Here is a 22,282-nt window from a genome sequence, read left to right on the forward strand (position 1 = left end):
TCAGGCCGCGAGCGCGTCGCGACAGGTCTGTTCAAGCGCTTCGAGGCCGGCGGCGATGCGGTCCGCGGCGCCGGCATGCACCGCCGACAGCGGCAGCAGCGGCAGGCGGATGCCCTCGGCATGGCCGAAGCCCAGCCGCGCCAGCAGCGCCTTGACCGGGATCGGATTCGGCTCGACGCCGCAGAAGTCGATCAGCGCCGCAAGCTGCGCGCCGAGCTCCGCGCAGCCCGGCGCATCACCGCGGCGGGCGAGGTCGCACAGGCGGCGGAAGGCCGCCGGCGCCACGTTCGACGCGACTGAAACCACGCCGTCGGCGCCGGCCAGCATCGCGCGCGCCGCGGTGCCGTCGTCTCCGCTCAGGACGGTGAAGCCGGGCCCGGCCAGCGGCAGCAGCGCGCGCATGCGCGCCTCGTCGGCCACCGCTTCCTTGATGCCGACGATGGCCTCGTGGCCGGCCAGTTCCGCCACCGTGTCCGGCTGCATGTCGCAACCGGTGCGCGGAGGCACGTTGTACAGGACCACCGGCAGCGCGCCGTCATCGGCCACCGCGCGGTAATGGGCGACCAGGCCGGCCGCGGTCGGGCGCACGTAGGGCGGCGCGACCACCAGCGCCGCGTCGGCGCCGCAGGCCGCGGCCAGGCGGGTGCGTTCGATCGTGTGCGCGGTGCCGGACTGTCCGGTGCCGGCAAGCACCGGCACGCGCCCGGCCACGCGCCCGACGGCGGCGCGCAGCAAGGTTTCGTATTCGGCCACGGTGAGCGCGGCGGCCTCGCCGGTCGAGCCGGCGACCACGAGCGCGGCGGTGCCGCCCGCAAGCTGGGCGTCGACCAGGCGCAGCCAGGCGTCGGTATCGGGTTCGCCAGCGGCCGTGAACGGCGTCGCCAGCGCGGTGATGCTGCCGGAAAGATGCAAGCTGGACCTGCGTGGGAAGCCGTGTGAGGGAGCCGCGCGACAGGGCGCGCAACGCCGTGATCTTACTTGCGGCTTCGAAGCACGGGCAAGTATGCTGGCCGCGGCCTCAGGGCCGCCCGCAGCGCCCGCGTCCCGGGCCGCACGGCAGCCGGCCACCCGGCGCCCCCGCCACCGCACCCTCCGTGGATCCTGCTTTGACCGACACCGAAACATCCCGGCCGACGCCGACCGAGAACCACCTGCTGATCAACGCCTATACGACGCATCCGCGTTCGCCCCTGCTGGCGGTGTCGCGGCGCATCGCCGACAGCGGCTGCAACCTCGTCGACACCCGCCTGTCCACGGTCGGCCGCGACGTCTCGGTCACCGCGCTCGCCACCGGCTCCTGGGACGCGGTCGCCAAGCTCGAGGCCATGCTGTCGCGCCTGGAACGCGAGGAAGGCCTGAAGCTGGTGTGGTACCGCACCGGGCCCAAGCCCGTGCAGTCCAACCTGCTGCCCTACATCGTCGAGGTGGTGGCGTCGGACAAGCCCGGCATCCTGTACCAGCTGGCGGACTTCTTCGATCGTCAGGGCATCACCATCGAGAGCCTGCACTGCTCGCGCTACCGCGCCATGCAGACCGGCGCCGACATGTTCTCGGCCCAGGTCACCATCGGCGTGCCGGCGGACATGCACATCGCCGCCCTGCGCGACGACTTCCTCGAGTTCTGCGACCACCTCAATCTCGACGCGATCATGGACCCGATGAAGTTCTGAGCGCGCAGGCGGACCGATGAACGAAGGCGACAGGCTCGACCGCGACACCCTCAGGCTCCCGCTGCAGCTCTCGGGCGGCGCGACCGCGAAGCTTTGCGATCATGCCGGCCGCTGGCTGGTGCTGTACTTCTATCCGAAGGACTCCACGCCCGGCTGCACCACCGAGGGCCTGGACTTCAATGCCCTGCTGCCGGAGTTCGCGGCGCTCGATGCCGACGTCCTCGGTGTTTCGCGCGACTCGGTGAAGTCGCACGACAATTTCTGCGCGAAGCAGGGCTTCGGCTTCCCCCTGGTCAGCGACGCGGACGAGGCCCTGTGCCGCGCCTTCGACGTGATCAGGGAAAAGAACATGTACGGCCGCAAGGTGCTGGGCATCGAACGCAGCACCTTCCTGATCGCCCCCGACGGCCGGATCGCACGCGCCTGGCGCAAGGTGCGCGTGCCCGGCCACGCCGACGCCGTGCTCGAAGCGCTGAAGGAAGCCGGCACCCGGTGATCCACAGCCCCGCCCATGCCACGTGCCGCCCCGCCACGCGGGCCGCGGCGGCCGTCGCGTGCGCAACAGGACATCCCGCCACACCCCCACGCCACGCGGCCCCGGACGGATCGACACCTTGATGAACCACGGCAAGCGGATCTACGTACTCGACACCAACGTGCTCATGCACGACCCCACGGCGCTGTTCAGGTTCGAGGAGCACGATGTCTACCTGCCGATGCAGGTGATCGAGGAGCTCGACAACGGCAAGAAGGGCACCTCTGAAGCGAGCCGCAACGCGCGCCAGGTCAGCCGCTTCATCAACGAGCTGATCGAGGCCCAGGGTGCGGACCGCATCGCCTCGGGCCTGAAGCTCGAGCGCCCCGGCGGCCTGCAGCTGCGCGGCGCTTCGAGCTCCGGCGTGCTGCGCTTCCAGACCACGGTGCCGAAGGAGGACAAGACCTCGTTCGGCGCGGTGGCGCCGGACAACCGCATCCTCGGCGCCATCCTCGCCCTGCGCGCCGAAGCCGACGCCGACCTGCCGGTGGTGTTCGTCTCCAAGGACATCAATCTCCGCATCAAGGCCGCGATCGCCGGCATCCCGAGCGAGGACTACGAGAACGACCGTGCCCTCGACGACTTCAGCCTGCTCTACACCGGCGCCACCGCCCTGCCGGAAGACTTCTGGCAACGCCACGGCAAGGGTCTCAGGTCCTGGACCGACAAGGGCCGCACGTACTACGAACTGCGGCGCGGGGAGGACGACGACTGGCATCCCAACCAGTTCCTGTACCTGCCGGGCGACGAGGAGTCCGAGTTCCGCGTGGCCTCGGTGGAGGGCGAACGCGCCGTTCTGCAGATCGTCGACGACTACCGCAGCCACCAGCATGCGGTCTGGGGCATCACCGCGCGCAACCGCGAGCAGAACTTCGCGCTCAATGCGCTGATGGACCCGGAGGTCGATTTCGTCACCCTGCTCGGCACCGCCGGCACAGGCAAGACCCTGCTGGCGCTGGCCGCGGGACTCGCGCAGACCATGGACGCGCAGCGCTACCGCGAGATCATCATGACCCGCGCCACCATCAGCGTCGGCGAGGACATCGGCTTCCTGCCCGGCACCGAGGAAGAGAAGATGACGCCCTGGATGGGCGCGCTGACCGACAACCTCGAGGTGCTGATGCCGAGCAACAAGGAAGGCGGCAGCTGGGGCCGGGCGGCCACCAACGACCTGCTGGCCTCACGCATCAAGATCCGCTCGATGAACTTCATGCGCGGCCGGACGTTGCTCGACCGCTGGCTGATCCTGGACGAGGCACAGAACCTGACGCCCAAGCAGATGAAGACCCTGATCACGCGCGCCGGCCCGGGCACCAAGATCGTCTGCCTGGGCAACGTCGAACAGATCGACACGCCCTACCTCACCGAGACCACCTCGGGCCTCACCTACGCCGTCGACCGCTTCAAGCACTGGGCCCACAGCGCGCACGTCACCCTGCGCCGCGGCGAGCGCTCGCGCCTTGCGGATTACGCGTCGGAGGTACTGTAGGGCCGGCGACCGTCGCGGCTGCAGCCACGCCTACGCCGAGGCGTCCTCGTCGGCGGTGCGCTTTGCCTCGATGTATCGCAGCGCTTCCGACAGGCTGGTGAAGTAGCTGCCCGGATCGTCGCGGCCGACGATGCCCGCGCGCGCCAGCTTGCGCAGCACCGCCATGTTGGCGCCGGTGAGCAGCAGATGCACCCCATGCTTCTTCAGGTGCGCGATCGTGGACTCCAGGCGCTTGAGGCCGGTGGCGTCGATGAACGGCACCCGTTCCAGGCGCAGCACGATGCGGCCCGGCGGTCCGCGCGACCAGGACAGCGCCCGCTCCAGGGAGTCGACCGAACCGAAGAAGAACGGCCCGTCGATCGAGTACACGAGCACGTCTCCGGGGAGCGACTCCAGGCCCGCCTCGGCCAGCTCCTGGCGCAGGCCGGACGGCGCCTGCTCGACCACCTCCACCGAAGCGCTCATCCGGCGCAGGAACTGCATCATCGCCAGGATCACGCCGATGTTCACCGCCACGACCAGGTCGGTGAGGATGGTGAGCGCGAAGGTGATCAGCAGGATCACCACGTCCGCCTTCGGTGCCTGCCGCACCATGCGCACGAAGCGCGGCGCCTCGCTCATGTTCCAGGCGACGACGAACAGGATCGCGGCCAGCGCCGCCAGCGGGACCTTGCCGGCCCAGGGCGCGATCACCAGCAGGATCAGGAGCAGCACCACCGCGTGCACCACGCCGGCGATCGGTGCATTGCCGCCGTTGCGGATGTTGGTCGCGGTGCGCGCGATCGCGCCGGTGGCCGCGATGCCGCCGAACAGCGGCGAGACGATGTTGGCGATGCCCTGCCCGATCAGTTCCTGGTTGGAGTCGTGCCTGGTGCCGGCCATGCCGTCGGCGACCACCGCCGAGAGCAGCGACTCGATCGCTCCCAGCATGGCGATGGTGAAGGCGGAGGGCAGCAGCAGCATTACCTCGTCGAAGCCGATCGACGGCACCGCGAACTCCGGCAGCGCGCGCGGGATCGCGCCGAAGGTCGATTCGATGGTCGCAACCCCGGGCAGGTCGAGGACCGCCACCACAACGGTGGCCGCGACCATCGCCATCAGCGGCCCGGGAACCTTGCCCAGGCCCCGGATGCGCGGGCCGTACAGCGCCAGCGCCAGGCTGCCCAGCCCGAGCAGCGCCGTGGGCCAGTGCATCCGCGGGAACGAACCCAGCAGGCGCCAGGTCTGGAGGTAGAACGGTCCGTCCCCGGTCTCCGGAAGACCGAAAAAATAGCGCCACTGTCCGACCCAGATGATCACCGCGATGCCGGCCGTGAAACCGACGATCACCGGGTCCGGGATGAAGCGGATCACCGCGCCCATGCGCGCGACGCCCATGCCGACAAGGATCACGCCGGCCATCAGCGTCGCCACCAGCAGGCCGCCGACGCCGAACTGCGCCACCACGCCGGCGAGGATCACGATGAAGGCGCCGGTCGGCCCGGCGATCTGCACCCGCGAGCCGCCGAACAGCGACACCGCGATACCGGCGATGATCGCCGTGTACAGGCCCTGTTCGGGCTTCACGCCCGAAGCGATCGCGAAGGCCATCGCCAACGGAAGCGCGACCACGCCGACGATCACGCCGGCGGTGACGTTGCGCATCCAGTTGCCGCGCCGGTAGAGCCCCGCGCGCCCTGCCTCGACCAGGGCAATCATGCCGACGCTCCCGCTGATGCACGAAAATCCACGATCCCGGTACAGTACTGCAATTTCGCAGGAATCCCCATGGCCAGGCCCGTTTCAGCACTCACCATCGCCGGCTCGGATTCCGGCGGCGGCGCCGGCATCCAGGCCGATCTCAGGACCTTCGCGGCGCATGGCGTGCACGGGCTGTCGGCGATCACCGCGCTGACCGCGCAGAACACACGCGGCGTGACCGCCGTGCACGTGCCCCCGGTGGAGTTCCTGCGTGCCCAGATCGATGCCTGCTTCGACGACTTCGACATCGGCGCGGTCAAGCTCGGCATGCTGGCCTCGGCTCCGGTGATCCACGCCGTGGCCGACGCGCTCGAGGCGCACCGGCCGCGCTGGCTGGTCCTCGACCCGGTGATGGTCGCGACCTCGGGCGCGCGCCTGCTCGAGCCCGAGGCACTGGATGCGCTGCGCACGCGACTGCTGCCGATGGCCGACCTGCTCACTCCCAACATCCCCGAGGCCGAGCTCCTGCTCGGCGCATCCATCGCCGACGGTGCGGACGCGGATGCCGCGCTCGCCGCGCTGCGCGCGCTGGGTCCCGGCGCGGTGCTGCTCAAGGGGGGCCACCTCGCCGAGGGGGCCACCGTCACCGACCGCTACGCCGACGACGAGGCGACCCGCCGCTTCCGGCAGCCGCGGATGGCGGTCGACGGCCACGGCACCGGCTGCACCCTCGCCTCGGCGATCGCGGCCAATCTCTGTCTTGGGCGCCCCCTGGCCGAAGCCGTGCGCCTCGCCATCGGGTACGTGCATGCCGCACTGCGCAGTGGCACGCGCCCGGGGCGCAGCGAGGTGCTGGTGCTTGGCCATTTCGCGGCGCGGCCGACGGCATGACGTCGGGGGCGGCCTTCCCCGCGGGCCCGGGTCCACGGACGGTCGCGGTCGAAGCCTCCGACGGCCACCGCTTCGAGCTGCTGGCCTGCATTCCGGAACGTCCGCGGCGCAGCCTGCTCTGGTTCCCCGCGCTGGGCGTGGCCGCACGCCACTACCTGTCCCTGGCCGAGGCCCTGGCGCGGCGTGACGTCGCCGTCTTCCTGCACGAATGGCGCGGCCACGGCAGCAGCAGCCTGCGCGCCGGCCGCGAACAGGACTGGGGCTACCGCGAGCTGCTCGCCATCGATCTTCCCGCCAGCGAAGCCGCGGTGGCCGCCGCCACACCCGGGCTGTCGCACGTGAGCGGCGGCCACAGCCTGGGCGGACAGCTCGCCGCCTGCCGCCTGGCGCTCGAGCCTTCGGCCAGCGCGGAACTGTGGCTCGCGGGTTCGGGCGCGCCCTGGTGGCGCGCGTACCCGCTTCGACACCGGCTGGCCCTGGTGGTCGCCGGCCGCGCCCTTCCCTGGCTGGCCGCACGCGCCGGCAGCCTGCCCGGGCGGCGGATCGGCTTCGGCGGCAACGAAGCGCGCGGCGTCATGCGCGACTGGGGCAGGACCGCCACCACCGGCCATTACGCGCCACCCGGGCTCGGAGACCTGGAGCCGGGCATGGCCGCTGCCGCGGTGCGGATACGCGCCGCGGTGTTCGCGGACGATTGGCTGGCGCCGGAGTCATCCCTGCGGCACCTGCTCTCGAAGTTCCCACGGGCGCCGGTGGACGTCGGAACCTTCGACGCCGCCGCACTCGGCGTTCGCCCCGACCATTTCGCGTGGATGCGGGCGCCGGACGCGGTCGCCGGGTGGTTCAGCCGCTGACGGCGTCGTCGTAGCCGCGGGGATTCCGCGACTGCCAGCGCCAGGCGTCGCGGCACATGGCGTCGATGTCGTGCTCCGCGCGCCAGCCCAGCAGCGCCTGCGCGAGCGAAGGGTCGGCATAGACCTCGGCCACGTCGCCGGCGCGGCGGGGAACGATGTCGTAGGGCACCGGCCGCCCCGACGCGCGCTCGAACGCCCGCACCAGCTCGAGCACGCTGGTGCCGCGGCCGGTGCCGAGGTTGAGGGTCGCGCTGCGCCCCTCCCGGACGATGAAGTCGAGCGCGTCTGCGTGCGCGCGCGCCAGGTCGACGACGTGGATGTAATCGCGGACGCCGGTGCCATCCACCGTCGGCCAGTCGCCGCCGAAGACCGAGAGCCGTTCGCGCAGGCCCACGGCGACCTGGGAGACATAGGGCATCAGGTTGTTGGGCACGCCGCCCGGCGCCTCGCCGATCAGTCCGGAAGGGTGCGCGCCTGCCGGATTGAAGTAACGCAGATTGACCGCGTGGAATCCCGGATCGCTCGTGCACAGGTCGCCGATCAGCTGCTCCATGACCAGCTTGGTCCGTCCGTAGGGATTGGTGACCCGCAGCGGCGCGTCCTCGCGCACGGGCACCGCGTCCGGATCGCCGTACACGGTGGCCGACGAGCTGAACACCAGGTGGCGCACGCCGTGGGACTGCATCGCCTGCAGCAGGTGGATGGTGCCGGCGATGTTGTTGTCGAAGTAGTCGAGCGGACGTTCGCAGGACTCGCCGACGGCCTTGAGCGCCGCGAAATGGATCACCGCGTCGAAGCGCCGGTCGTCGAACAGCGCCGCGGTCGCTTCCCGGTCGCGGAGGTCCACGCGGTGGCAGGCGACCGGCGCGCCGGTGAGCCGGTGCAGCCGCTCCATCACCCGTGGCGAACTGTTGGCGAAGTTGTCGGCGACCATGATCTCGTGGCCGCGCGCAGCGAGCGCAACGCAGGCATGGCTGCCGATATAGCCGGCTCCGCCGGTGACCAGGACGCGCATGGGGACCCCGTGTTCTTCTCCCGGCGAGCTTAACGTACCCGCCGTGGCCGGGCGGGCAGACCGGTTCCGTTCCATACAGGGAATCCGGAGGACCGCCCCATGAATCTCCCCCTGCGTGCACTGCTCATCGTATCGCTGACCTTCCTCATGGCCGCCTGTGCCACGTCCGGAGGCGGGCATGCGGGACCACCACCGCTCGAATCGAACCTGGCCGAGGCCTACAGGCTCGGTGTGGACGACGTGGTCCAGGTGTCGGTCTGGGGGAACCCGGATGCGGGAGTCACGGCCCCGGTCCGGCCGGATGGAATGATCTCCGTGCCGCTGCTGGGCGATGTCCCGGCCGGCGGCCGCACGCCGCCGGAGGTGGCCCAGGACATCCAGACGCGGCTGCAGGACTACGTGAAGGACGCGCGCGTGTCGGTGATCCTGACCGAGCTGCACAGCCACGAGTACCTCTCACGGATCCGCGTCACCGGAGCGGTGCGGCAGCCCGTCTCCATCCCCTACCGGCCCGGCATGACCGTGCTCGACGCGGTGCTGGCCGCCGGCGGCGTGACCGAGTTCGCAGCGCCCAACCGGTCCAGCCTGCACCGCAGGTCCGGCAACGGCACGGGCAGCTACCAGGTCCGGCTCGACAACGTGCTCACCGCCGGCGACCTGTCCACGAACTACACGGTGGCGCCAGGCGACGTGATCACGGTGCCCGAGCGCCTGCTGTGAGCGCCCCGATGAGCAGCCTCGTCGAGTGGAGGGCGCCGGACGGCCGCCCGACCATGTTCCAGCTCATGCCGGTCGCGGCCAGGGAGGCCCGCCGGCACCTCCTCCCGCTGGTGATCCTGTTCGCGGCGATCGCGATCATCGGCCTGGTCCTCGGGCTGCTCTCGCCGAAGACCTACACCTCCTCCACCACGCTGCTGGTCGAGGAGACCAACATCATCGAGCCCCTGCTGGAGGGCCGCACCGTTCCCACCGGCGTGGTCGACCGCGCCGCGGTGGCGCGCGAAGTGGCGTTCAGCCGCAGGGCCATGACCGGCATCCTGGAGGCAGGCGGCTGGCTCGAATCCACGCCCGACCCCAGGCAGCAGGAGCAGCTCTTCGACCAGATCGTCGGGCGGACCGAGATCACCAACCCGCGCGACAATCCCCAGCTGATCCGCATCAGCTACACCGACACCGATCCCCAGCGCGCGCAGGCGGTCACGGCGCGCTTCGGCGAGCTGATCATCCAGGAGAGCTTCCGGACCAAGGAGCGCGAAAGCCGCGCGGCCTTCGAGTTCATCGACTCGCAGGTGGACGGCTATCGACACAAGCTCAACGACGCCGAGGACAAGCTGGCCGCATACCGCAAGGAGCATCCCGAAGTCCTGCTCGGCGACCAGGAGAACGTCGCCCGGCGGATCAGCGAACTGCGGCTGGAGATCGACCGGTCGCTGATGGACCAGGCCGAGCAGCAGTCGCAGGCCGGCGCCTGGCAGTCCCACCTGTCGCGCGAACAGTCGATCGGCGTCGCGCAGACGCGGACCGGCCCGATCCAGCAGCGGCTCGCGGAACTGCAGGCCGAGCGGGTACGCCTCGCCGGAAGCTACACCGATCAGCATCCCGACATGGTCCGCATCCGGCGCCAGATCGGCGACCTGCAGGCGCAGCTGCAGCGCGGCGGCCTGCCCGCGATCGCGGGCGCGGCGGCCTTCGGCCCCGGCGCCAGCGCGGACCGTGGCAGGCTGACCGAAGCCCGGAGCCGCAGCATGGGATCGGCCTCGCGCATCGCCGCCGGCAACAGCCTCCTGCAGCAGGAAATGGAGCGACTGAACCGCGTCGCCGGCCTGGGAAGCGAGCTGGCGAACCTGACCCGCGACTTCGAGGTGAACCGCGCGCTGTACCAGGATCTTCTCGAACGCCGCGAGAACGCGCGGCTGGCGATGAACCTGGACATCCAGCGCGGCGGACTCAACTTCCGGGTGCAGGAACCGGCGGCTGTTCCGCTGCGGTCCAGCAGCATGAGCCTGTCCCAGGTCGCGATCGGCGTGCTGATCCTGGCGATCGCCGTTCCCGCCCTGCTGATGCTCGGCTGGCTGCGGAACGATCCGCGGGTCCGCATACCGTCCCAGATCGAGACCGCCTCCAGGCTTCCGGTCGTGGGCGTGATCCCGTCGGCCACGGATCGCCGCACCCGCATGCGCAGCCGCAACCGCTTCGCTCTGGCCACGGCGCTGATCTTCGTCGTACCGATCGTCTACGCCGTCGCACTGACGCTGAACTAGGAACGCAGATGACCACCAATCCCGACGCGCTCGTTCGCGCCGACCAGCGCCTTGCACAGCGCCTGGTCGAATACCGGACCCGGGCCCCGGCCGCGGCCACGACCGCGTTCAGCCCCGCGCAGATGCAGGAACGATCGACCATCTCGCCGCTGGGGATCGGACAGCCGCTCGTCGATGCGTTTCGCGAACTGCGCACGCGCCTTCTGGCGGCGGCCGGCAACGAGGGCAACATCACCGTCCTGGTGGCGCCAGTCAGCCGTGGCAGCGGCGGAAGCTTCGTGGCCCGCAACCTGGCGGCGGCGTTCGCGTTCGACGAATCCACGCATGCCGTGCTGATCGACTGCGACCTTTTCCACGCGAGCCAGGACTCCACCCTGCGCATCGACCCGACCAACGGCGGCCTGGTGAACTATCTCGAGGATCCGGCGGCCCTGGTCGGCGACATGCTCTACGACACCGGCATCCCGCGGCTGCAGCTGCTGCCGGCGGGCACCGCCTCCGAAGGCAATGCCGAATACCTGTCGTCGTTCCGGATGCGGCTGCTGCTGGAAGTGCTGCACGGCCGCGCCCCTCCCCGCCACGTGTTCCTGGACAGCCCGCCGGTCCGGGGAGCGCCGGACGCTCGCATCCTGGCCGACCTCGCCGACGTCGTCGTGCTGGTCGCCGGCTACGGACGCGACAACCCGGAACAGATCGCCCGGGCGGCGGCCGGATTCGACCCGGCCAAGTTCGCCGGCGTCGTCTTCAACGAAGGGCCCTGGGAGCGGCCATGAGCAGTGGACCGGGAGTCGCCCATCGCCTCCACGGTCCCGGCGGGCGCCGGGCCATCCTCTGCATGGCGCTGCTGGTCGCGCTGCCCGGAAGCGCCGGCGCGTTCGATGTCGACTACGAGATCGGCGTCGCGGCCATCCACAGCGACAACATCGCCCTCGACGACGAAGCCGGGACCAGCGATACCGTGCTGGCCCCGCGCCTTCGCTTCGCGCTGGAGCGGCAGGGGTCGGCCGCCACCCTGCAGGCACGCGGCCAGGTCGAGTACAGGGACTACCTCGACGACACGTTCGCCAGCGAGTGGCGCGGTGAGCTGGCCGGACAGTTCGACTGGTCGATCATTCCGCAGCGCGTGAGCCTGGTGCTCGAGGACTACCTGAGCCAGCAGCCGGTCGACCTCGGCGTCGGTCTTTCCCCGGGCAATCTGCAGCGCGTGAACGTGTTCGTCGGCGGCCCGAGCTTCCATGCACGCCTGGGCGACGCGACCCGTGCCCGGCTCGACCTCCGCGCGGCGAACAGCCACGCCGAGGAGTCGGAGGACTTCAACGGTGACCGCTACAGCGCCGCGCTCCGTGTGCAGCGCGAGCTGAGCCCCACGCAGCAGGCATCGCTGAACGCGGTGGCGACCCGGGCCGAGTTCGACGAGGCCGGCGAGGCCGCCGACTATTCGCGCGTGGATGCCTTCGTCAGCTACCGGCACGAGTACGCACGCGGCTACGCCGAGCTCGACCTGGGACGCTCCAGGCTGAGTCCGGAGACTGACGGAAGCAGGGTCACGGCGACCCTCGCGCGCGCGGACCTCGTGTGGACGCCGAGCGCGCGCAGCCGGCTGCATGCGAATGCCCGCTACCAGCTCGCCGACAGCACCCAGGACCTGATCCTCCGGCAGAGCGATCTGAGCGAGACCGGCATCCCCGAACTGGTTGCCTCGACCCTGCCGGTGAACCCGGACGTGTATCGCCAGCGACGTTTCAACCTCGACTACCGGTACCGCGGCGACCGCTTCGAACTGCGGCTGCGGCCGCGCTACCGCAGCCACCGCTACCTGCGGACGGCGCTCGACGATCACGAGGACTACAGCGGCTACGCCGAGTTCGCCTACCGCGCGCGTCCGCGTCTCACACTCTCGCTGCAGGCGACCGCACTCAACCGCGAATTCCTGGTCACGCAGCGGAAGGACCGTGATCGCGTCTACGGAATCCAGGCCGACTGGCTCTGGACGCGGCACCTGACTTCGCAGATCGGCTTCCACCGCAACACGCGCGACTCCACGGCACCGGGTGCCGACTATGCGGAGAACGCGATCAGCGTCGCGCTGATGTGGCGTCGGTGAGACCTGTCGCGACGCGGCACGCGATGGCCGAAAGAGCCGTACGACTGCGTTGTTCCATGCATGTCCGACGCCATCGTTCCCGACCCCGTCATCGAGGATTCTTCCGCGCATGGAGCGGAGGATCCGACCGGTTCCACCATGCATGCGGCAACGGCACACCTGCGCAGGCCGCGACGGGTGCTCTACGTGGTCTCGCTGTTCCCGAGCTGGTCGGAGACCTTCATCGTCCGCGAGATCAGGACCCTGGTGGAGAACGGCGTCGACGTGCGCATCGTTTCGCTCAGGCCGCCCGCCAGCGGCCCGGTGCATGCCGACGCCGCGTCGCTGATGCCCCGCGTCCACCAGCCGCGGCACCTGCCCGCCACCCTGTGGCACGCGGCGCGCGCACTGCTCATGCATCCGCGGCGGATCGCGTGCGACGCTGCGATCGTCGTCGCGGAGACCTGGCGCACGCCGACGGTGCTGCTCAAGTCCCTGCTGGCGATGGCCCGCGGGCTGGAGCACCTGCACTGGCTGCGCGGCTTCGACCCCGACTTCATCCACGCCCACTGGTCGACGTATCCGTCCACCGCCGCATGGGCGCTGTCGCGGGCGACCGGCCGGCCGTTCGGCTTCACCTGCCATGCCCACGACATCTTCGTGAACCGGCACATGCTGCCGCGCAAGATCGCCGATGCCGCGCTGGCGGTCACCATCTCGCGGCACAACGTCGACTGGCTCCAGGCGAACGTCTCGCCGCTCGCGCGACACAAGCTGAAGGTGGTTCACTGCGGCGTCGACCTGGAGCAGATCGCATGGTGGCCGGGGGACAGGAGCGGGTCGCGCATCCTGGGCGTGGGCCGCCTGGCCCCGGAGAAGGGGTTCGCCACCCTGGTCGACGCGCTGGCGCTGCTGCATCGGGAGGGCGTGGACTTCCACTGCACGCTGATCGGCGAGGGTCCGTTCCGAAGCGAGCTGCAGGCCCGGATCGACGGGCATGGACTCGGCGCGCGGATCGCCCTGCCCGGCGCACTGCCGCAGCACAGGGTGCAGGACGCGCTGCAGGAGGCCACGGTGTTCGCCCTCCCCTGCCAGATCGCGGCCAATGGCAGTCGCGACGGCATTCCGGTGGCGCTGATGGAAGCCATGGCTGCGGGCTGTGCCGTGGTCAGCTGTCCGGTGTCCGGCGTGCCCGAGCTGATCGGCAACGGCGTGCACGGGCTGCTGACACCGGCGGGCGACGCGCATGCGCTGGCTCATGCACTGAAACGCCTGCTGCAGGACCGGGATCTCCGCGATCGCCTGGCCTTCGCCGCGCGGCAGCGCGTCGAATCGGAGTTCGACGCGCGCAAGGAAGCGCTGAGACTGCACCGCCTGATGACGGAGGCCATCGCCGATGCCGCGTGAACGCCTGCTGCTCGTGATCGACGGCATGGAGGTCGGCGGCAGCCAGCGCCAGATCCAGCACCTGCTGGCGGGCCTGGACCGCACGCGCTGGGAGCCCGAGCTGGCCTTTTTCCGCTGCGAGTCGTTCATGGTCGAGGACATCCGCCGCAGCGGCGTCCCCGTCCATTACCTGCCCAAGCGGCGCCGCGTCGACCTGCGGTTCCTGGTCGCCTTCGCCCGCCTGCTGCGTCGCCGGGACTATGCGCTGATCCATGCCTACTCCCTCACCGCGGAACTCTGGTCGATGCTGGGCCGCGGGCTGTCCGGCCGCGGGCCGCTGCTGGTCGCGTCGGAGCGCAGCTTCGACCTCGACTCACGGGCGTGGTACTGGCTGCTCAAGCGCATCGTCATCGCACACAGTGCGGCCGTCATCGCCAACTCCCGCGCGGGAGCGCACTCGACGACGCGCCGCGCACACGCACGCGCGGACACGGTGGCGATCGTGGGCAACGCGGTCGCAGTCCCCGCGCCCCTGTCCCCGGACCGGCGCGCCGCCCTGCGTCGCAGCCTGGGCGCGCCCGAAGGTCGCGTGATCGGGCTTTTCGTGGGCCGGCTGGTGGAGGCGAAGAACCTGCCGCTCCTGATCGCCGCGCTCGCGACGCTGGGGCCGGGGGAGCGCCCGTGGATCGCGTTCGCCGGCGACGGGCCGCTGCACGCATCGATCGAGGGGCTGGCCGCCAAGGCCGGCGTCTCCGGCAGCATCCGCCTGCTCGGGGAGCGCCGGGACGCGATTCGACTGATGCAGGCCGCCGACTTCCTCGTGCTGCCCTCCAACTTCGAAGGACAGTCCAACGCCCTGCTCGAAGCGATGGCCGCGGGCTGCCCGGTCATCGCATCGGCAGCCGGCGGAACCCCCGAGCTGGTCGATGACGGTCGCACGGGGCTGCTCTTTCCCGTTGGCGACGCCTCCGCGCTCGCCGCCGGGATCAGGCGGCTGGTCGCGGATCCCGGGCTGCGTGATGGCCTCGGGCGCGCCGCCGCGGCGTGGGTGGCGCAACACCACAGCTCCGCGGCGCTCGCCGCCGCGACCTCCGCCGTCTACGAACGCTGTCTCGCCAGCCGCACCGGGCAGGAAACGGCTCCGCGCCGCGGCCGCCTCGTCCATGCACCACAGCCACCGGAATAGGGGTCGTTGCCATGTTCTGGGCCTATGCGCTGCCGATCGTCCTGCTTCCGAATACCCTGCATCTGCCTGCGGACGTCGGCATGGCGACGTCCCTCGCGCTGCTCGCATGCGCGACCATCTTCGGGTCGCGCGACCCGCCCGGGTTCCCACGCACCAGCTATCTGCTGCCGCCGCTGACCGGCCTGTTCCTGGCGCTGCTGCTCGGCTACGTCATCGCGCAGTGGCACGATGCGTCCACGGCCGGCGCGGACCTGGTCCAGGCGAAGTACGCGATCATCTATCCCCTGCTCTACCTCGCCTATCGCCACTGCGGGCTGGATCCCGGGGCCACCCGCAACCTGATCGTGCTGGCGCTGGTGGTGGCCGCGGCCGCCGGGCTCGAGGCGGTTTTCCAGGGTCTGCAGTTCGATCTCCGCGAGTTCAGCGACCAGCAGCGGGCAACGGGACCGTTCGGCGAAGTCACCGCGGCCAACCGTGCCGGCGTGTTCTTCGCCATCTTCCTGCCGATGCTCGCCGCACTGGCGTTGCAGCCGGGGTGTCGCCGGACGGTGCGGCTGCTGGCGCTGTCCGGCAGCCTGATCCTGGTCGCGGCGATCCTGTTCACGTTCTCGCGCCAGTCGTACCTGATCGCCGTCCTCGGCATCCTGCTCCTGCTCATCCATCGCGGCGTGCCCAAGGCCGTGCTGGCGCTGGTGCTGATCGCCGGCGCGGGTGCGATCCTGCTGCCGGAGAGCGCGCTCCAGCGGATGGAGGAAACGCGACAGGTCGGCATGGGCGGTGCACAGGCGTTCGACGGCAGCACCGCGAGCCGCCTGGAACTGTGGAGGGGCTCGCTGGCCATGCTCGCCGACCATCCGGCCGGCGTCGGTCTGGGGCGCTTCGGCGACCACATCGGCGAGTACACCGGCTTCCCCGGCAAGGATGCACACAACGGCTTCGTGCTCATGCTCGCCGAATGCGGGCCGTTCGGCCTCGCGATGATGCTCTGGCTGGTCTGGAGGCTCCTTGCATTGACCCACAGGCTGCGCGCGACCGCGCGGAGCCTGGCATGGCCCGAGGCGCACGCCCTCGCGGTCGGCTCGACCGTGGCGGTGGTCTGCATGGCGGCCGGAAACCTGTTTGGCAGCCCGTTCTTCTCCGCTCTGGTGATGAACAGCTTCTGGGTCCTGTGCGGCCTGGTCGAGCGCTACGGCACCGCCCTGGCCTGCGCGGCGAAGCCTCGGGCCCCCGATGCCCGGCCGGGGCACCTCACCGGAATCGAACCGAGATTCCCGCTCGCGGCACGTGCCTTGCCGGGATTCCGGGCCGCGCATCATGCGCGATCCCGCGAATGACCGGGTCATGCCCGCCGGGGAGGCTGGCGGCGGCCGGCGGTACGCTGGCCCTGCTCAGCCTGTGCGGGGCAGAGGCCGGGGTCTCTCCCGGCGCTACCTACTACGTCCGCACCGACGGTGGCAGCGCCACCCAGTGCAACGGCCGCAGCGATACGCGCTACCCCGGCAGCGGCTCCGCGCAGAACTGCGCATGGAACAGCCCGCTCGTCGCCCTCCCCAACTCCGGCACCGCCCGCATCGCCGGCGGCGACACCCTGATCATCGGCAGCGGCACCTACCGCATCGGCAGCCAGATGCAGCCCGTGCCCAGCGGCAGTTCGTCGGCCCGCACCCGCATCCTCGGCAAGACCGGCGGCAGCCTGCCCAAGCTGGCCGGCGCCAATGGCATCCACCGCGTCCTCAACCTCGAGGGCAGCTCCCACGTCGAGATCGGCCACCTCGACGTCACCGACCTCAGCGACTGCGTCTTCAACCATTCCAACACCACCGCCAAGTGCGACAGCGGCGACGCCTGGGCGCGTGTCGGCGTCTATGCCAGCAACTCCCGCAACGTCTGGCTGCACGATCTCGACGTCCACGGCCTCGGCGCCCGCGGCTTCCAGGCCGGCGCCCTCACCGACTGGACGCTGGAGCGCGTCAGGATCAACCGCAACGGCAGCGCCGGCTGGGACGGCAACGTCGGCACCAACGGCTCCAACGCCGGCAAGATCGTCATGCGCGACATCGAGATCGGCTGGAACGGCTGCGGCGAGCGCGTCGCCACCGGCGAGCCCTGGGCCTGCTGGGGCCAGAAGAGCGGCGGCTACGGCGATGGCCTGGGCACCACCTCCACCGGCGGCCAGTGGCTGATCGAGGACGCCTACATCCACCACAACACCTCCGACGGCCTCGACCTGCTCTACATGAACGGCGCCGACAGCACCAACGTCGCCCTGCGCCGGGTCCATGCCGTCGCCAACGCCGGCAACCAGGTCAAGGTCAGCGGCAACGCCCTGATCGAGAACTCCGTCATCGTCGGCCACTGCACCTTCTTCAAGGGCAAGTACTTCATGCAGGACGGCGACAGCTGCCGCGCCTACGGCGCCGCCCTGCTCCTGAACCTGACCGGCAACGACACCGTCACCGTGCGCCACAACACCATCGCGGGCGAGGGTGAAGCCCAGATCGTGCACAAGAACAGCCAGTCTTCCGATCGCGTCCACATCCTCAACAACGTGGCGGTCGGCTTCCCGTACTTTGTCGACGGCTCCAGGAGCGCGTTCAGCGCCGGCAAGGCCCCGGGCACCAGGACCGTTTCCGGCAACCTGGCCTGGAACGTGTCGTCGTGCCCGGAGGGCGTCACCTGCGACAGCCACGACCTGCCCGAGCTGACGCTGGCCGCGTTCGACAGCATGTGGTGCGCGGACGATTCCGCCCGCAGCGAAGACGCGGGCGCGCCATGCCTCGACCGGGCCAGGCCGGGACAGAGCCCATGAACATCCCCATCGATACCCCGCTTCCGGCCGGCGAACCGGCCGCCCCTCTTCCGGACGGCCAGCCGCCGGATTCCACCACTACAGGTTCCTGGTGCTTTCGGACCTGTACCGGATCACGGGCAAGGTCCGGATCTCCACCCTGGTGGGCAAGATCATCGCGGGCGATTCGTTCCGCTTCACCTTCTGGATGCGCACCTGCCACTATGCGAGATCGAAGCGGTGGCTGAGGTACACGCTGTTTCCGTTCGCCTGGGTCATGCACCACCATCTGACCTACCGGATGGGAATTTCCATTCCGCATTCGACGCGCATCGGCAGCGGGTTCTATATCGGGCACTTCGGCGGGATCGTCGTCAACCACCGTGCCGTCATCGGCAGGAACTGCAACATTTCCCAAGGCGTCACGATCGGGCAGGCCAACCGCGGCAGGAACAAGGGCTATCCCACCCTGGGTGACAATGTCTACATCGGCCCAGGGGCGGTGATCGTCGGCAACGTCAGGGTCGGCAACAACGTCGCGATAGGCGCCAACAGCGTGGTCACGCGGGACGTGCCCGATGATTCCGTCGTCGCCGGTGTGCCGGCCCGGGTGCTCTCGCAGGAGGGGTCGGCCGGCTACGTCAACCGCACGGACTACGACCACAGGATCCGCTAGCCGCGGCGTGCGACCGGCGCGGAGTCATGGCGACGCGCCAGCCGCCGCCCGCCGATCGATCTCGCTGACGACCGCACGGAACTTGCCGTTCGCCGTCCGTGGAATCCCGTCGACCTCGATCACCTTCACCGCCATCGGACCGACGCGGTCCCTGAGGCGCGCCGCGATCGCCTCGGCGTCGGCGGGCGACCAGCCTGCGGCCGGCACCACGCGCACGTGGATCTCGTCCGGCGCCACCTGGGCGATCTGCGCCTCGACCAGGTGCATGCCTCCCTTGAAGACAGGATCGAGGCGACCGACCTGGCGGCCGTCCGGGGTCACCAGCACGTCGTCCTGCCGCCCCTCGATGGCCGCGAGCGAAGGCGAGTGGCGGCCGCAGCTGCAGGGCGACTCGTCGGCGCGCAGGGCCCCGCGGTCCCCCATGCGATAGCGGATGAAGACCTGGTCGAAGTTCAGCAGGCCGGTGCATGCGAACTCGCCGACCTCCCCCGCGGGGCGCGGTCGACCGACGCGGTCGACCACCTCCACCGCGGCCACCTCCATGGACAGGTGCATGCGACGCGCCCCGCATTCGAAGGCGCCGATGGACAGTTCACTGTTGCCGTAGGTGTCGCGGACCGTACATGAGAACGCGGCGGCGATCCGTTCGCGCTGGTGGTCGTAGAGCGGCTCGGCGTTGGACGTGGCCAGCCTGAGCCGCACGTCCATCCGGCCGGTCCTCAGGGCATACGCGGCCAGTGCGTCCATCGCCGAGGCATAGCCGTACATGTGGACCACCTTCCGGCGGCGGATCTCGTCCAGGCAGGCATCCATGAACTGCGGGGCCAGGTGGTATACCGACATGTAGAGCTGCCTGGAGGCCGCGTTCCAGGTCCAGAAAGGAGGCCGGTCCGTTTCCACCGGCACCACCAGCTGTCCGCCGAGCAGCACGTAGGGATCCTTCCTCGACACGCCTTCCCACTCGCGCGCGCGCCGCTCGAAGCAGGCGTACCAGCCGCGGATGGTTTCCGTGGAGCGGTACAGCCTCAGCGGTGTCCCCGTGGTGCCACTGGTGTGCAGGACGTGCAGCGAACGCGGGTCCGTGGCGAGGAAATCCTCGGGATTCCGGCGGATCGCGTCCTTGTCGAGCAGGGGCAGCTTCGGAAGATCCTCGACCGTCCTGACCTCCTCGACCGGATAGTCGCCCTGCCGGTGCAGGCGACGGTAGTACGGGACGTTCGCGACCGCGTGCCGCAACAGCGCCAGCAGCCGCGCCTCCTGCCATGCGGCCAGGCGGTCGCGGGACCAGCCGTCGCGCTCGCGGTATCCGGCAAGCTGCCGCTGGAAGGAGCCACCGTAGCGCAGCCGGTCGTTTTTCAGGCCGTAGGCGCTCGCGAAGGCGTTCCTGACACCCGCGGGCGCCATGCCATAGATGCGGGCGAGCGGGCCTGCGGGAGAAAGAAGCGCCATGCGTCAGCTCATCGCAGCGGAGTCCAGACCACCACCCGCTCGCCGCGGACGAAGCGGACGAGGCTGATCGCCGAGGAGAGGTTGGTCAGGAGGAAGTAGTACGGCTGGGCAAGCAGCCTGGAACCGGCCACCGCCTGCTTCGAGCGGAAACCGAGGGCCCCGACCGCGATGCCCGCGGCCTGGGCGAGCAACAGCGACACGTACTGTCCCTGGATGGCGAGGGCGATGTTGGCCACGATCGCGACCAGCCAGAACACCGGCGACAGGTACCTGAGCAGCTTGTGCGATGCCAGCTGCCAGGCGAACGCGCCGTAGCGGAAGGGGTTCAGCAGGTGACGGTTCCTTGCGAGCGCGAGCAGGCTGCGCAGCGTCACCCGGATCCGCATCGACAGCTCCCGGTCGGAGCGGTCCAGCGTCTCCTCGTAGCAGACCGCCTCGGGCTCGAGCACGGTGCGCAGGCCCTGCTCGCGCATGTCCATGGCGATGACGAAGTCGCTGATCAGGTCCGGGGCGATCGGCCGGTACGAATTCGCGCGCACGCCGTACAGCAGGCCGCTGACGCCGATGAGCGAGCCCAGGGAACTCTCGGCGATCCTCAGCGCACATTCGTATTTCCAATAGGAAATGCCGCCCCTTCCGGTGGCGTCACCCTGCCGCGAGGTGTACACGAGCCGGCCGGCCACGCAGCCCACGTCCGGGTCGTGGAAATTCCTGACGATCGCGCGCAGGGCGTGGTTCTCGACCGTCGTGGTGGCGTCGGCGAACACCAGGATCTCGCCGTCGGCGAGCGCGGCCGCGGCATTCTGGCACGCCGTCTTGCCCTGCCGCCCTTCGACCCGGAGCAGCCGCACGCGCGGCTCGGCGCAGTCGAGGACGATGCGGTCGGTGCCGTCGTCGGACGCATCCGAGGCGACGATGATGTCCAGCTTCTCCTTCGGATAGTCGAGTGCCAGCGTGTTGCGGATCTTCGCGCCGATGCTCCTCTCCTCGTTGTATGCGGAGATGATCACGGTGACCGAGGGCTCGAAGTCGCCGCGCAGGACCGGGCGCGGAAACAGGCGGCCAAGTGCGATGGCCAACAGCGGATAGCCGGCGTAGATGTAGAAGAGCATCCCGATCGCGCCCCACAACAGGATCTCGAGCATCACCGGCGCTTCTCCACGGCAGCCACTGTCCAGGGGAATGGCACTCCCCGTGCACAGGAGCAACGGGCAAGCACCCATGCTCCGGCCATGCGGCCCCCGGTGTCCGCCTGCGCGACCGGCCTGCGTTCCCAGCGGTACCGCCGTCCACGCACCGGAGAGGGTCGATGTATTCGGAGAACCCCGCACGAGACGCGCTCCGCGTCACCAAGGCCGCACTGATGAACCAGGTGGCCCGGTTCACGCCTGGCCTCTACGTCGGGCTGACCGGGCAGACGGGACGGGGCAACGAAAAGGACCCACCGGCCCGGATCGCTGCCTACTTCAGGCGTTGCTTCAACGAATACATGGAACGGCTCGGCGTCGAGAGCGGGAAGGAGGCCCGGTTCCTCCGGGGCCGGTCGGTGCTTGAATACGGGCCCGGCGACGTGCTGGGTGTCGCGCTGCTGATGTATGCGCACGGCGCCAGCTCCGTGCAGTGCGTGGACCGCTTTCCGCTCAAGCGGGCCACGGACAACAACCTCCAGGCCTACCGGGAACTGATCGATACGCTCGGCCCGGAGCAACGTGAGCGGGCGTGCCGGGCCTTTGTGGAATACGGAGAGCCGGAGAGCGGCTTCGACCCGCGGGCCATCGCCTACGCCGTCACCCGCGACGGCCTCATCGGCAGGACGGCCGCCTACGATCTGATCATTTCCCGTGCGGTGCTCGAACATGTCGACCGGCTGGACATGACGATGGACGACATGGCGTCCGCGCTGAGCCGGGACGGAATCGCCATCCACAAGGTGGACCTGAAGAGCCACGGCATGGATCGCTACCACCCGTTCGATTTCCTCACCTGGCCGGAACCCGTCTACCGGCTGATGAACAGCCACAAGGGCAATCCGAACCGCTGGCGGGTGGACAAGTACAGGGAGCTCGTCGAGCGCAACCACCTGCGCTTCAAGGAGCTCGAACACACCGGAAGGCTGGAGCCGGAGCAGATCGAACGGATCCGGCCCAATCTCGCGGCCGGCTTCCGCGACATACCGACGGAAGAGCTCAGCTGGCTGGGCTTCTGGATGGTCCTCGAACACGCCCTTCCGGAGCCCGCTCCGGCGGTGCACGCCTGACGCCGAACCGCGGGGTGACTCGCCCCCGCCCGCAACGATGATCCAGAAGCCGGGCGCCGGCG

At 70.0% G+C, this 22,282-nt stretch carries 20 protein-coding genes; 15 read left to right on the forward strand and 5 right to left on the reverse strand.

The window, feature by feature from the left end; translation table 11 throughout:
* Positions 1 to 912, reverse strand: coding sequence for a 4-hydroxy-tetrahydrodipicolinate synthase (gene dapA / locus FPZ22_RS02595; protein WP_144889972.1), 912 nt, complete (start codon positions 910 to 912; stop codon positions 1 to 3).
* A gap of 194 nt (positions 913 to 1,106) precedes the next feature.
* Between dapA and FPZ22_RS02600 the strand changes: the two genes are divergently transcribed.
* The 3 genes from FPZ22_RS02600 to FPZ22_RS02610 all read left to right on the forward strand — a co-directional run bounded on the left by FPZ22_RS02600 (position 1,107) and on the right by FPZ22_RS02610 (position 3,694).
* Positions 1,107 to 1,670, forward strand: coding sequence for a glycine cleavage system transcriptional repressor (locus FPZ22_RS02600; RefSeq protein ID WP_144889974.1), 564 nt, complete (start codon positions 1,107 to 1,109; stop codon positions 1,668 to 1,670).
* Positions 1,671 to 1,686: 16 nt separating this feature from the next.
* Positions 1,687 to 2,166, forward strand: coding sequence for a peroxiredoxin (locus tag FPZ22_RS02605; protein WP_144889976.1), 480 nt, complete (start codon positions 1,687 to 1,689; stop codon positions 2,164 to 2,166).
* A 121-nt stretch (positions 2,167 to 2,287) separates the two neighbouring features.
* Positions 2,288 to 3,694 (forward strand): PhoH family protein, encoded by a 1,407-nt coding sequence (locus FPZ22_RS02610; RefSeq protein WP_144889978.1) that lies wholly within the window; start codon positions 2,288 to 2,290, stop codon positions 3,692 to 3,694.
* 30 nt (positions 3,695 to 3,724) lie between these two features.
* Here the strand turns inward: FPZ22_RS02610 and FPZ22_RS02615 are convergent, their stop codons facing one another.
* Positions 3,725 to 5,392, reverse strand: a complete 1,668-nt coding sequence (locus FPZ22_RS02615; RefSeq protein WP_144889980.1) for a SulP family inorganic anion transporter — start codon at positions 5,390 to 5,392, stop codon at positions 3,725 to 3,727.
* A 69-nt stretch (positions 5,393 to 5,461) separates the two neighbouring features.
* Here FPZ22_RS02615 and thiD point away from each other — a divergent pair, with 69 nt between their 5' ends.
* On the forward strand, positions 5,462 to 6,265 hold the full coding sequence (thiD, locus tag FPZ22_RS02620) for a bifunctional hydroxymethylpyrimidine kinase/phosphomethylpyrimidine kinase (RefSeq protein WP_144889982.1): 804 nt from the start codon (positions 5,462 to 5,464) through the stop codon (positions 6,263 to 6,265).
* On the forward strand, positions 6,262 to 7,119 hold the full coding sequence (locus FPZ22_RS02625) for an alpha/beta hydrolase family protein (RefSeq protein WP_144889984.1): 858 nt from the start codon (positions 6,262 to 6,264) through the stop codon (positions 7,117 to 7,119). Before thiD ends, FPZ22_RS02625 begins: the two co-directional genes overlap by 4 nt.
* On the opposite strand, the gene galE is transcribed toward FPZ22_RS02625, so the two are convergent.
* Complete coding sequence (galE, locus tag FPZ22_RS02630; RefSeq protein WP_144889986.1) at positions 7,109 to 8,134, reverse strand: UDP-glucose 4-epimerase GalE; 1,026 nt, start codon at positions 8,132 to 8,134, stop codon at positions 7,109 to 7,111. The genes FPZ22_RS02625 and galE overlap by 11 nt on opposite strands.
* Before the next feature lie 99 nt (positions 8,135 to 8,233).
* On the opposite strand from galE, the gene FPZ22_RS02635 reads away from it, so the two are divergent.
* The 9 genes from FPZ22_RS02635 (at position 8,234) to FPZ22_RS02675 (ending at position 18,514) form a co-directional block, all read left to right on the forward strand.
* Positions 8,234 to 8,854 (forward strand): XrtA/PEP-CTERM system exopolysaccharide export protein, encoded by a 621-nt coding sequence (locus FPZ22_RS02635; RefSeq protein ID WP_144889988.1) that lies wholly within the window; start codon positions 8,234 to 8,236, stop codon positions 8,852 to 8,854.
* Between the two features lie 8 nt (positions 8,855 to 8,862).
* Positions 8,863 to 10,395: a hypothetical protein gene (locus FPZ22_RS02640; protein WP_144889990.1), complete on the forward strand. Its 1,533-nt coding sequence runs from the start codon at positions 8,863 to 8,865 to the stop codon at positions 10,393 to 10,395.
* A gap of 8 nt (positions 10,396 to 10,403) precedes the next feature.
* The gene (locus FPZ22_RS02645; RefSeq protein WP_144889992.1) at positions 10,404 to 11,168 is read left to right on the forward strand and encodes a P-loop NTPase family protein; all 765 of its coding nucleotides are present in this window, start codon (positions 10,404 to 10,406) and stop codon (positions 11,166 to 11,168) included.
* Positions 11,165 to 12,499, forward strand: a complete 1,335-nt coding sequence (locus tag FPZ22_RS02650) for a porin family protein (protein WP_144889994.1) — start codon at positions 11,165 to 11,167, stop codon at positions 12,497 to 12,499. Before FPZ22_RS02645 ends, FPZ22_RS02650 begins: the two co-directional genes overlap by 4 nt.
* Before the next feature lie 60 nt (positions 12,500 to 12,559).
* Complete coding sequence (locus FPZ22_RS02655; RefSeq protein WP_144889996.1) at positions 12,560 to 13,885, forward strand: glycosyltransferase family 4 protein; 1,326 nt, start codon at positions 12,560 to 12,562, stop codon at positions 13,883 to 13,885.
* Positions 13,875 to 15,050 (forward strand): glycosyltransferase, encoded by a 1,176-nt coding sequence (locus FPZ22_RS02660; protein ID WP_144889998.1) that lies wholly within the window; start codon positions 13,875 to 13,877, stop codon positions 15,048 to 15,050. The genes FPZ22_RS02655 and FPZ22_RS02660 overlap by 11 nt, the downstream gene beginning before the upstream one ends.
* 11 nt (positions 15,051 to 15,061) lie before the next feature.
* Positions 15,062 to 16,384, forward strand: a complete 1,323-nt coding sequence (locus FPZ22_RS02665) for an O-antigen ligase family protein (protein ID WP_144890000.1) — start codon at positions 15,062 to 15,064, stop codon at positions 16,382 to 16,384.
* The gene (locus FPZ22_RS02670) at positions 16,381 to 17,859 is read left to right on the forward strand and encodes a hypothetical protein (protein ID WP_144890002.1); all 1,479 of its coding nucleotides are present in this window, start codon (positions 16,381 to 16,383) and stop codon (positions 17,857 to 17,859) included. Before FPZ22_RS02665 ends, FPZ22_RS02670 begins: the two co-directional genes overlap by 4 nt.
* Positions 17,860 to 18,001: 142 nt before the next feature.
* On the forward strand, positions 18,002 to 18,514 hold the full coding sequence (locus FPZ22_RS02675; protein ID WP_210412696.1) for a serine O-acetyltransferase: 513 nt from the start codon (positions 18,002 to 18,004) through the stop codon (positions 18,512 to 18,514).
* 24 nt (positions 18,515 to 18,538) lie between these two features.
* Here the strand turns inward: FPZ22_RS02675 and FPZ22_RS02680 are convergent, their stop codons facing one another.
* Positions 18,539 to 19,918 carry a phenylacetate--CoA ligase family protein gene (locus tag FPZ22_RS02680; RefSeq protein ID WP_168198908.1) on the reverse strand — a complete coding sequence of 460 codons (1,380 nt, stop codon included), beginning with the start codon at positions 19,916 to 19,918 and terminating at the stop codon, positions 18,539 to 18,541.
* A 53-nt stretch (positions 19,919 to 19,971) separates the two neighbouring features.
* The gene (locus FPZ22_RS02685; protein WP_246120975.1) at positions 19,972 to 21,108 is read right to left on the reverse strand and encodes a glycosyltransferase family 2 protein; all 1,137 of its coding nucleotides are present in this window, start codon (positions 21,106 to 21,108) and stop codon (positions 19,972 to 19,974) included.
* A gap of 164 nt (positions 21,109 to 21,272) precedes the next feature.
* Between FPZ22_RS02685 and FPZ22_RS02690 the strand changes: the two genes are divergently transcribed.
* Entirely contained in the window at positions 21,273 to 22,220 is a 948-nt protein-coding gene (locus FPZ22_RS02690) for a methyltransferase domain-containing protein (protein WP_144890008.1), read from the forward strand.
* The last annotated feature ends 62 nt before the right edge of the window (positions 22,221 to 22,282 follow it).

The organism is Luteimonas granuli, assembly GCF_007795095.1.
GTDB lineage: Bacteria > Pseudomonadota > Gammaproteobacteria > Xanthomonadales > Xanthomonadaceae > Luteimonas > Luteimonas granuli.

What these genes read in the sequence shown, in the direction of transcription:
- FPZ22_RS02605 (WP_144889976.1), top strand. Translation starts at nt 1,687, where the DNA reads ATGAACGAAGGCGACAGGCTCGACCGCGACACCCTCAGGCTCCCGCTG.
- FPZ22_RS02660 (WP_144889998.1), top strand. Translation starts at nt 13,875, where the DNA reads ATGCCGCGTGAACGCCTGCTGCTCGTGATCGACGGCATGGAGGTCGGC.
- FPZ22_RS02610 (WP_144889978.1), top strand. Translation starts at nt 2,288, where the DNA reads ATGAACCACGGCAAGCGGATCTACGTACTCGACACCAACGTGCTCATG.
- FPZ22_RS02655 (WP_144889996.1), top strand. Translation starts at nt 12,560, where the DNA reads ATGTCCGACGCCATCGTTCCCGACCCCGTCATCGAGGATTCTTCCGCG.
- thiD (WP_144889982.1), top strand. Translation starts at nt 5,462, where the DNA reads ATGGCCAGGCCCGTTTCAGCACTCACCATCGCCGGCTCGGATTCCGGC.
- FPZ22_RS02690 (WP_144890008.1), top strand. Translation starts at nt 21,273, where the DNA reads ATGTATTCGGAGAACCCCGCACGAGACGCGCTCCGCGTCACCAAGGCC.
- FPZ22_RS02680 (WP_168198908.1), bottom strand. Translation starts at nt 19,918, where the DNA reads ATGGCGCCCGCGGGTGTCAGGAACGCCTTCGCGAGCGCCTACGGCCTG.
- FPZ22_RS02640 (WP_144889990.1), top strand. Translation starts at nt 8,863, where the DNA reads ATGAGCAGCCTCGTCGAGTGGAGGGCGCCGGACGGCCGCCCGACCATG.
- FPZ22_RS02615 (WP_144889980.1), bottom strand. Translation starts at nt 5,392, where the DNA reads ATGATTGCCCTGGTCGAGGCAGGGCGCGCGGGGCTCTACCGGCGCGGC.
- FPZ22_RS02635 (WP_144889988.1), top strand. Translation starts at nt 8,234, where the DNA reads ATGAATCTCCCCCTGCGTGCACTGCTCATCGTATCGCTGACCTTCCTC.
- FPZ22_RS02625 (WP_144889984.1), top strand. Translation starts at nt 6,262, where the DNA reads ATGACGTCGGGGGCGGCCTTCCCCGCGGGCCCGGGTCCACGGACGGTC.
- FPZ22_RS02670 (WP_144890002.1), top strand. Translation starts at nt 16,381, where the DNA reads ATGACCGGGTCATGCCCGCCGGGGAGGCTGGCGGCGGCCGGCGGTACG.
- FPZ22_RS02685 (WP_246120975.1), bottom strand. Translation starts at nt 21,108, where the DNA reads ATGCTCGAGATCCTGTTGTGGGGCGCGATCGGGATGCTCTTCTACATC.
- FPZ22_RS02665 (WP_144890000.1), top strand. Translation starts at nt 15,062, where the DNA reads ATGTTCTGGGCCTATGCGCTGCCGATCGTCCTGCTTCCGAATACCCTG.
- FPZ22_RS02645 (WP_144889992.1), top strand. Translation starts at nt 10,404, where the DNA reads ATGACCACCAATCCCGACGCGCTCGTTCGCGCCGACCAGCGCCTTGCA.
- FPZ22_RS02650 (WP_144889994.1), top strand. Translation starts at nt 11,165, where the DNA reads ATGAGCAGTGGACCGGGAGTCGCCCATCGCCTCCACGGTCCCGGCGGG.
- galE (WP_144889986.1), bottom strand. Translation starts at nt 8,134, where the DNA reads ATGCGCGTCCTGGTCACCGGCGGAGCCGGCTATATCGGCAGCCATGCC.